Origin of the sequence: Streptomyces sp. SP18BB07 (genome assembly GCF_036322545.1) — a bacterium.
Taxonomy (GTDB): Bacteria; Actinomycetota; Actinomycetes; order Streptomycetales; family Streptomycetaceae; genus Streptomyces; species Streptomyces deccanensis.
In genome coordinates this window covers 19,332-28,062 of the sequence record NZ_JAQYWT010000277.1, presented here as the reverse complement: position 1 = coordinate 28,062, position 8,731 = coordinate 19,332, and the positions used below count along the sequence as shown (strand labels likewise).

At 74.2% G+C, this 8,731-nt stretch carries 6 protein-coding genes; 3 read left to right on the top strand and 3 right to left on the bottom strand.

The window, feature by feature from the left end; genetic code table 11:
- Nucleotides 1-48 precede the first annotated feature (48 nt).
- On the bottom strand, nt 49-1,758 hold the full coding sequence (locus PUR53_RS14150; protein WP_329908470.1) for a DAK2 domain-containing protein: 1,710 nt from the start codon (nt 1,756-1,758) through the stop codon (nt 49-51).
- Between the two features lie 257 nt (nt 1,759-2,015).
- On the opposite strand from PUR53_RS14150, the gene rpmB reads away from it, so the two are divergent.
- The 3 genes from rpmB (at nt 2,016) to PUR53_RS14135 (ending at nt 6,866) form a co-directional block, all read left to right on the top strand.
- Complete coding sequence (gene rpmB / locus PUR53_RS14145; protein WP_003993230.1) at nt 2,016-2,201, top strand: 50S ribosomal protein L28; 186 nt, start codon at nt 2,016-2,018, stop codon at nt 2,199-2,201.
- 154 nt (nt 2,202-2,355) lie between these two features.
- Nucleotides 2,356-5,625 carry an AfsR/SARP family transcriptional regulator gene (locus tag PUR53_RS14140; protein ID WP_329908469.1) on the top strand — a complete coding sequence of 1,090 codons (3,270 nt, stop codon included), beginning with the start codon at nt 2,356-2,358 and terminating at the stop codon, nt 5,623-5,625.
- A 35-nt stretch (nt 5,626-5,660) separates the two neighbouring features.
- The gene (locus tag PUR53_RS14135; RefSeq protein ID WP_329908468.1) at nt 5,661-6,866 is read left to right on the top strand and encodes an FAD-dependent monooxygenase; all 1,206 of its coding nucleotides are present in this window, start codon (nt 5,661-5,663) and stop codon (nt 6,864-6,866) included.
- Here PUR53_RS14135 and thiD read toward each other — a convergent pair.
- On the bottom strand, nt 6,841-7,662 hold the full coding sequence (gene thiD, locus PUR53_RS14130) for a bifunctional hydroxymethylpyrimidine kinase/phosphomethylpyrimidine kinase (protein WP_329908467.1): 822 nt from the start codon (nt 7,660-7,662) through the stop codon (nt 6,841-6,843). The genes PUR53_RS14135 and thiD overlap by 26 nt on opposite strands.
- Nucleotides 7,659-8,624, bottom strand: coding sequence for a thiamine-phosphate kinase (locus tag PUR53_RS14125; RefSeq protein ID WP_329895066.1), 966 nt, complete (start codon nt 8,622-8,624; stop codon nt 7,659-7,661). The genes thiD and PUR53_RS14125 overlap by 4 nt, the downstream gene beginning before the upstream one ends.
- Nucleotides 8,625-8,731 lie beyond the last annotated feature (107 nt).

The following is an 8,731-nucleotide window of genomic DNA, read 5'->3' as shown; positions in this document are numbered from 1 at the left end:
GGGGAACTGCGCGAACGGGGTCCGGGGCGGCGGGGGCGAGGAAAATCTCTACTCCACGCCGATCAGCAGCAACGCCCCCTGACGGCCCCCCCGGTACACCACCGTGTCCACCGCCAGATACCCCTCCCGCACCCTGCTCTCCACGTGCTCCACGACATCCGCGGGAGCACCGTCCCCCAGGACCAGCGTGACCATCTCCCCCCCGGCCGCCAGCATCCGGTCGACCACCGCCGCCGCGGTCACCGTGACATCGGTCCCGATGACGGCGACGTCCCCGTCGACGAGCCCCAGGACGTCGCCGGCCTGACAGATGCCGGCCATCGTCCAGGACTGGCGCTCGGCGATGACGACCTCGGCGTACCGGGTGGCACCGGCGGCGGAGGTCATCGAGACGACGTCCTCGTCGAAGCGGCGTTCGGGCTCGTGCACGGCGAGGGCGGCGATGCCCTGGACGGCGGAGCGGGTGGGGATGAGGGCGACCCGGACACCCTCGGCGCGGGCTTGCTCGGCGGCGGCGGCCGCGGTGTGCCGCAGGTCCGCGTCGTTGGGCAGCAGCACCACTTCGCGCGCGTGGGCACGCCGTACGGCCTCCACGAGTTCCCCGCTGGCGGGCGGCTCCCCGGGTCGGGCCAGCACCGTGGTCGCGCCGGCCTCGGCGTAGAGCCCGGCCAGCCCCTCCCCCGGCACGACGGCCACCACGGCCCGCCCGGCGCGCTCGCGCGGCTGCCGCCCGGCCTCCCCGGTCATATGGGCGTCCTCCGCCCCGAAGTGGGTGATCCGGATCCGGTACGGCCGCCCGGCCTCGACCCCGGCCTCCACGGCGGCGCCCGCGTCGTCGACGTGCACATGGACGTTCCACAGCCCGTCCCCGCCGACCACGACGAGGGAGTCCCCCAGTTCGTCCAGGCGCCCGCGAAGGCGGGCCACCGCGGTGTCCTCCGCCTCCAGGAGGTAGATCACCTCGAAGGCCGGGCCGCCCGCCTCGGGCCGGTCGTCCCCGTCGCACACCTCCGCCGCAGCCTCGGCGACGGCCACGCGCGCGTGCACGGCGGGAACGGCCACCGCCCTCGGTGTCTCTCCTGTGAACGTCTCCACCAGCGCCGCGAGCACCGCCACCAGCCCTCGTCCGCCCGCGTCCACGACACCGGCGCGAGCCAGGGCGGCCAGTTGGGCGGGAGTCGCAGCCAGGGCCCGGCCGGCGCCCTCGTAGGCGGCGCGTGCGACGGTCCCGCAGTCGTCCTCGGCGTCACCGGCCGCGTCGGCGGCGGCGGAGGCGACCGTGAGAACGGTGCCCTCGACGGGGTGCGCAACGGCGTCGCGGGCGGAGTCGGCCGCGCGCCGCAGGGCGAGCCGCAACCCCCGGCCGTCGGTACGGGGTGTCTCCCCGTCGTCGGCGAGGACCTGGGCCATGCCGCGCAGGAGCTGGGCGAGGATCGTCCCGGAGTTCCCCCGGGCGCCGATCAGCGCGCCGTGCGCCATGGCCCGCGCGGCCTCGGCGAGCGTGGGCTGCCCCGCGCTGGCGGGCTGCCCCACTCCGGTCGACGGGCCCGCCGTCGCGTGGCCCGCGAACACCGCCTCGACCGCCGCCGCGGCCGACTCCATCGTCAGGTAGAGGTTGGTGCCGGTGTCGCCGTCGGCCACCGGGTACACGTTGATGGAGTCGATCTCCTCGCGCGCGCGTCCCAGCGCCGCCAGCGCGAGTCCGCACCAGGTGCGCACCGCGAGAGCATCGAAGAATGTCTGCGGCACCTGCGGCACCTGCGCCTCCTTGAGCTGCTGGGACTGGGACGCAGAGTAGACCTTGGAGGGGTGTCCACCGGAAGGGGGCGGGGCAGGGCTCCTGAGCAGCCATGGTAGTTTCGTTGTACTGGCGCAGTCGTTGTATGCTGCTCCGGTTGCCCGATCCAGATCGGGCCAAATCCCCTGGCAACGCCACTCAGATCTCTGATCCTGCGATCTCGATCCCGGCCTGCCGGGATCCACCGTAAGTGCATCTGAAGTCTTTGGAGTGACCCGTGGCTGCCAACTGCGACGTCTGCGGCAAGGGGCCGGGCTTCGGCAACAACATCTCGCACTCGCACCGCCGTACGTCCCGTCGCTGGAACCCGAACATCCAGCGCGTCCGTACCGTGGTGGGCGGGACGCCGAAGCGCGTGAACGCTTGCACCTCGTGCATCAAGGCCGGCAAGGTCTCGCGCTGACGCACAGCTAAGCGCGCGGCCACTGCTGGTTCGCTGCAGAAAGCCGGTCCACCTGGAGTGGACCGGCTTTTTGCCGTCCCCGACAACGCCGTACCCGCAACGCCGTACCCGCAGCGCCGTGCCCGGCGACCGGGCGACCTGTCAGACTCCGGCCATGCGGTTCGGCATCCTGGGTCCCCTCGAGATTCGCACCGGCGACGGCACTCCGCTGGACCCCGGGGGCCCTCGCCCCCGCGCCCTGCTGACGCTGCTGCTCCTCGATGCCGGCCGGTCGGTCTCCGTCGAGCGCCTCACCGACGGCCTGTACGGCGCCGAACCGCCCGCGGGGGCCGCCAACGCCCTCCAGTCCCAGATCTCGCGGCTGCGCAGACGCCTGGGCCCGCATACGGAGATCGAGGCCACACCCGCCGGGTATCGGCTCGCCCTGGCGCCCGACGCCGTCGACGCCCACCGCTTCGAGCGGCTGGCCCACGAGGGCCGGACCGCCCTCACCACCGGGGACCATCCGCAGGCGGCGGCCCGGCTGCGCGAGGCGCTCGCCCTGTGGCGGGGGCCGGCGATGCCCGACCTGCCGGAGGCGTACGGCGAGGTCGCGCGCCTCGACGAGCTGCGGCTGGCCGCCGTGCAGGACCGGATCGAGGCGGACCTCGCGCTCGGCGGCGGCCCCGAACTCGTCCCCGAGCTGCGCTCCCTGCTCGCCGCGCATCCGCTGGGCGAGAGACTGTACGGGCTGCTCATGCGGGCCCTGCACGCGGGCGGGCGTCCCGCCGAGGCGCTCGGCGTCTACGAGACGGCCCGGCGCGCCCTCGCCGAGGAACTCGGGGCCGACCCCTCGCCCGACCTCTCCGCCCTCCACCTCGAACTGCTGCGGGGCCGGACCCCGGCCCCACGCCGCCCCCGGGTCCCCGCCCAGCTCACCCGCTTCATCGGCCGCGACACCGAACTCGCGCACATCGCCGCACTCCTGGGCGACCGCGGCCGGGCAGACGCCCACCTGTCCGGCCGGAAGGACCCGGACCTCAGCCCCACCGGCCCGCCCGGTCACGGCCCGACCGCCCCGTCCGCCCCGTCCGCCCCGTCCGACGAGGATTCCATCGGTCCGCCCGGCACCCGGCTCGTCACGCTGACCGGACCCGGCGGTGCCGGGAAGACTCGGCTCGCGATCGAGGCCGCCCGGGCGTACGCCGAGATCTCCGCCACCGTCTGCGTCACCGAGCTGGCGCCCCTGACCGACGGCGCGCAGATCCCGTACGCCGTCCTCACGGCACTCGGCGTGCGCGAAGGCCTGCGCGGGCCGGGGAGCCCGGTCGCGGAGGCCACGGAGCGGCTGCTGGGTGCCCTGGAGGATCGCGAGCTGCTGCTCGTGCTCGACAACTGCGAGCACCTGGTCGAGGAAGCCGCCCGGTTCGTCGGACTCCTGCTCGGCGGCTGCCCGGGTGTCCGCGTCCTTGCCACCAGCCGGGAGGCGCTCGGCATCACCGGCGAGGTGCTGGTGCCGGTCTCGCCACTGCCTCCCGAGGCCGCGAGCCGCCTGTTCCTGGACCGCGCACGGGCCGTGAGCCCCGACCTCGGCGTCAGCGATCCCCACGTGGACGGGCACGCGCGCGTGGCCGACGTCTGTGCCGCCCTCGACGGGCTCCCCCTGGCCATCGAACTGGCAGCCGCCCGCCTGCGCACCCTCACCGTCCACGAACTCGCCGACCGTCTCGGCGCACTCCCGACGGACACCCACGCACCCGTTCGACCGGGCCCGGACGGGTGCGCGCCCGCACTCTCCGCCGGGGTCGACCGATTCCGCCTGCTCTCGCGCGGCGACCGCACCAAGGCGCCCCGGCACCGCACCCTGCGAGCCGTCGTGGAGTGGAGCTGGGAGCTGCTGGACGAGGGAGAGCGGGAGTTGGGACGGCGGCTGGCGGTGTTCTCCGGCGGTGCGACGGCGGAGGCGGTCCAGACGGTGTGCGGGGTGCCGTACGCGGAGGACGTGCTGGCCTCCCTGGTGGAGAAGTCGCTGGTGGAGGTCGCCGAGGGGCGGTACCGGATGCTGGAGACGATCCGCGCGTACGCCGCCGAGCGGCTCGCCGAGGAGGACGAGCCGGAGCGGCTGCGCGACGCCCACGCCGGGTACTTCCTGGCCCTCGCCGAGCGCGCCGAGCCGTTCCTGCGGAGTTCCCGACAGCTGCCCTGGCTGGAGCGGCTGACCGCCGAGCACGGCAACCTCGACGCCGCCCTGCGCCATCTGCTGCACACGGACACCGGGGCCGCCCTGCGGCTGATGGCGGCCCTGTCGTGGTTCTGGCGGCTGCGCGGCCCGCAGGGCGAGCACATCCCGCTCGCCCGGGCGTTGCTGGCGGCCGTCGGTGAGACACCGCCCCCGGGGCTGGCCGAGGAGTACGCGCTGTGTGTGATGAACACGGTCGCCGGGCGCGGTGACGACCCCGGTGAGCCCGAACGCCTCGCGCGCGTGGCGGCCGTACTGCGGTCGCTGGAGGTGCCGTTGCGGCTGCCGCCCACCCTGGTCATCTGGTCGCTCGTCGGGGGTCCCGTCCTCTCCGTGGCGGAGGAGATCCGGGCCGTCCAGCTGAGCGACGATCCGTGGGGCCGGGCGCTGCTGGAGGTCGGCGTCGCCTACCAGGAGATGTTCGCCGGGCGCCCCGCCGCCTCGGAGGCCGCCTTCACGCGCGCGTTGGCCGGCTTCCGCGTGACGGGCGACCGGTGGGGCATGGCCAACTGCCTCGATCCGCTCGGCTCGTTCGCCGGTTGGCGCGGCGAGTACGAACGCGCCCTCGAACTGCTCGACGAGGGGCTGGCACACGTGCGGGAGCTCCAGGCGCCCGAGGAGAGGGCCGATCTGCTCCGCACCCGTGCGACCGTCCTGCTGCACCGCGGCGACACCGAGGAGGCCGCCGCCCACTACACCCGCTCGGCCGCGCTCGCCCGCACCGCGGGCGCGCACGACAAGGTGGCGAGCGCCCGGCGCGGCCTCGGGGACCTGTCCCGGCTCGCCGGAGACACGGCACGCGCGCGCGTGCACTACGAGACGGCGCTGGAGGCGTGCGCGGCCAACTGGTTCAGCGTCGGCGAGACGGTACGGATCCTCATCGGACTGGGCCGCACCGCGGCCGCCGAGGGCGACACCGACGCGGCCCGCGACTGGTTCGCACAGGCACGCGCCCACGCCCAGGACTCCACGGACGTCCTCGCACGAGCTGAACTCGCCGAGGCGCTGGCCTGCGTCGCCCCCACCGCCGAGCGCGCCGCCGAACTCCTGGGCGCGGCCACGGCCCTGCGGGGCGCCCGGATCGAGGGCGACCCCGATGTCGGCCGTACGGAGCGGGACGTACGCGGAAGGCTGTCGCCCGCGGCGTACGACAAGGCCTTCGACCGGGGCCGGAGCCTCGGGTCAGCGGCGGTCAGCGAACGGTAGGGGGACGGTCAGCGGCCCGGCCGACGCTGCCGTGCATGACGAACACGACGTACGACCTCGGCCATCTCTCCGTCCTGATCTCCGGCGCCGGCGTCGCCGGCCCCGCCCTCGCCCTGAACCTCCTCCGGTACGGCGCCCGCGTCACCGTCGTCGAGAAGGCGCCGGAGCTGCGCGGCGGCGGCTTCGCCGTCGACTTCCGGGGGCACGTCCACCGCGAGGTGCTCACCGGGATGGGCATCTGGGACGAGATCCACGCCCGGCAGACCCACATGGGCCGGCAGATCGTCGTCGCCCCGGACGGCTCACCGAAGGTGGACCTGCCGTCGGAGATGATGAGCGGTGACGTGGAGATCCTCCGTGGGGATCTCGCGCACATCATGTACGAGCGCACCCGGGATCGCGTCGAGTACGTGTTCGACGATTCGATCGCCACGCTCACCGACACGCCGCACGGTGTCGACATCACCTTCGATCGGGGTCCGGCCCGCCGCTTCGACCTGGTGATCGGTGCCGACGGCCTCCACTCGCGCACCCGTTCCCTGGTCTTCGGCGACGAGTCCCGCCACCTGCGCTTCCTCGACCACTACGTCGCCGGCTTCGACGCCCCCAACGGCCTGGGGCTGCACCGCACCGGCCGGCTCTACAGCGAGCCCGGCCGGGCGATCGCCCTGGGCAACTACGGTGGAGACCCGGACCGCGTGGTCGCGCTGCTGGTCTTCCGTTCCGAGCGGCTGTCGTACGACCGTCAGGACGTCGCCGCGCAGAAGCGCATCCTCGCCGAGCGGTTCGCGGGGACCGGCTGGGAGGGGCCGCACGTCCTCAAGGCGCTGGAGGCGGCCGACGACCTGTACTTCGACGCGATCGCCCAGATCCACGTCGACCGGCTCACCGAGGGCCGGGTGGCGCTGCTCGGCGACGCGGGGTACGGCGCCACGATGGGCGGCATGGGGACCGGTGTGGCGATCGTCGGCGCGTACGTCCTGGCCGGTGAACTCGCCCTGGCGGGTGGCGACCACCGCACGGCGTTCGCCGCGTACGAGAGCCGGATCCGGGGGTTCGCCAAGGGGTGTCAGAAGACCGCGGGGAACGCGGGCCCGTTCTTCGCGCCGCCCACCGAGCGGCGGATCCGCGGCAGGGACCGGATGTACCGTCTTCTCGCCTCCCGCCCGATGGCGGCCTTCTTCAAGCGCATCACCGAGAAGTCGGCGACGAACATCAGGCTGCCGGAGTACCCCGCCTGAGCGCCCAGCCGTGATCCACGGGTCCGATCCCCCCGCCAAGCGCGAACCCGGCGGCGATCGCCCCGGTGACGTACTCCTTGGCCGCGGCCACGGCCTCCGGGACGGTCCGCCCCCGGGCGAGGTGCGAGGCGATCGCGGAGGCGAGGGTGCAGCCCGTGCCGTGGGTGTGCCGGTTGTCGTACCTGGGGGCCCGCAGCCAGTGCTCCTGCGAGCCGTCGGTGAGCAGATCGACGGCGTCCCCGGGGAGATGGCCGCCCTTGATCAGGGCCCAGCGCGGCCCGTGCGCCAGCACGGCGTCGGCCGCCTCACGCATCCCGGCCTCCGACTCGACCCGGACACCGGTGAGTTGGGCCACCTCGTCGAGGTTCGGTGTCGCCACGGTGGCCACCGGCAGCAGCCGCGTCCGTACGGAGTCCAGGGCGGAGGCGGCCAGCAGCGGGTCGCCGTGCTTGGAGACGCCGACCGGGTCGACGACGACCGGCGCGTCCGTGGCGGCCAGCAACTCGGCGACGGCCTCGACGAGTTCGGCGGAGGCCAGCATGCCGGTCTTGACCGCCTGGACGCCGATGTCGTCGACGACGCTGCGGTACTGGGCGCGCACCGCTTCCACCGGAAGCTCCCAAGCGCCCTGCACACCGAGGGAGTTCTGCGCGGTGACGGCCGTAACGACGCTCATGCCGTGCACCCCCAGCGCGAGCATCGTCTTCAGGTCGGCCTGGATCCCGGCCCCGCCTCCGGAGTCGGACCCGGCCACGGTGAGGACCCTCGGCGGCGCCCCGCTGGTCGCCGGGCTCATGACTCGATGTCCCCGAAGTGGTCCCAGCCGCCCTTGCTGGTCCAGGGCGCCCCGTCCACGGTGACCTGGGGCAGCGCGGAGGGGTTGAGGACCTCGCCGATCACCTTCCACCGCGCGGGCAGCTTCACGTCCTGCGGGAAGGTGGCGACGATCGCGTGGTCCTCGCCTCCGGTGAGCACCCACTGCAGGGGGTCGACGCCGACGGCCTGGCCGATGTCGTGCATCTGGGTGGGGATGTCGATCGCGCCGGAGCGGATGTCGATCCGGCACTTGCTCGCCTCCGCGATGTGCCCCAGGTCCGCGATCAGCCCGTCGCTGACGTCGCACATCGCGGTCGCGCCGAGGGAGGCCGCCGCCGGGCCCGCGTGGTACGGCGGCTCGGGGCGCCGGTGGGCCTCCACGAAGGCGCGCGGCGAGCGGAAGCCGCGGGAGAGCACCGCGTGCCCGGCGGCGGACCAGCCGAGCCAGCCGGTGACGGCCACGACATCCCCGGGCTGGGCTCCGCCCCTGGTCACGGGCTCATGGTTGCGCAGATCCCCGAGCGCGGTGATCGAGATCATGATGGTGTCGCCGCGGACGACGTCACCGCCGACCACGGACGCGCCGGCGACCTGGCACTCGTCGCGCAGTCCGTCCATCAGCTCGGTGGCCCAGGTCACCGGCAGGTCCGCGGGCGCGACCAGGCCGAGCAGCAGCGCGGTGGGCACGGCACCCATGGCGGCGATGTCCGCGAGGTTCTGCGCGGCGGCCTTGCGTCCCACGTCGTACGCCGTGGACCAGTCGCGCCGGAAGTGCCGCCCCTCCAGGAGGAGGTCGGTGCTCGCCACGACCCTGCGGTCCGGCGCCGCCACCACGGCGGCGTCGTCGCCGGGGCCGACCCGGACCGCCGGGGTGGTGGTGAGCCGGGAGGTGAGCTCCCTGATGAGCCCGAACTCCCCCAGCTCTCCCACGGTGCCCTTCATCGTCGTATCGCCCCTTCTCGTGCCGCTTCCAGTGTCACTCGCGCCCGGTCGCGGGCCGTTGTCGTCCTCGGTACGGTCGAGTGGACCGTCAACTTCCGTCGCCCCCG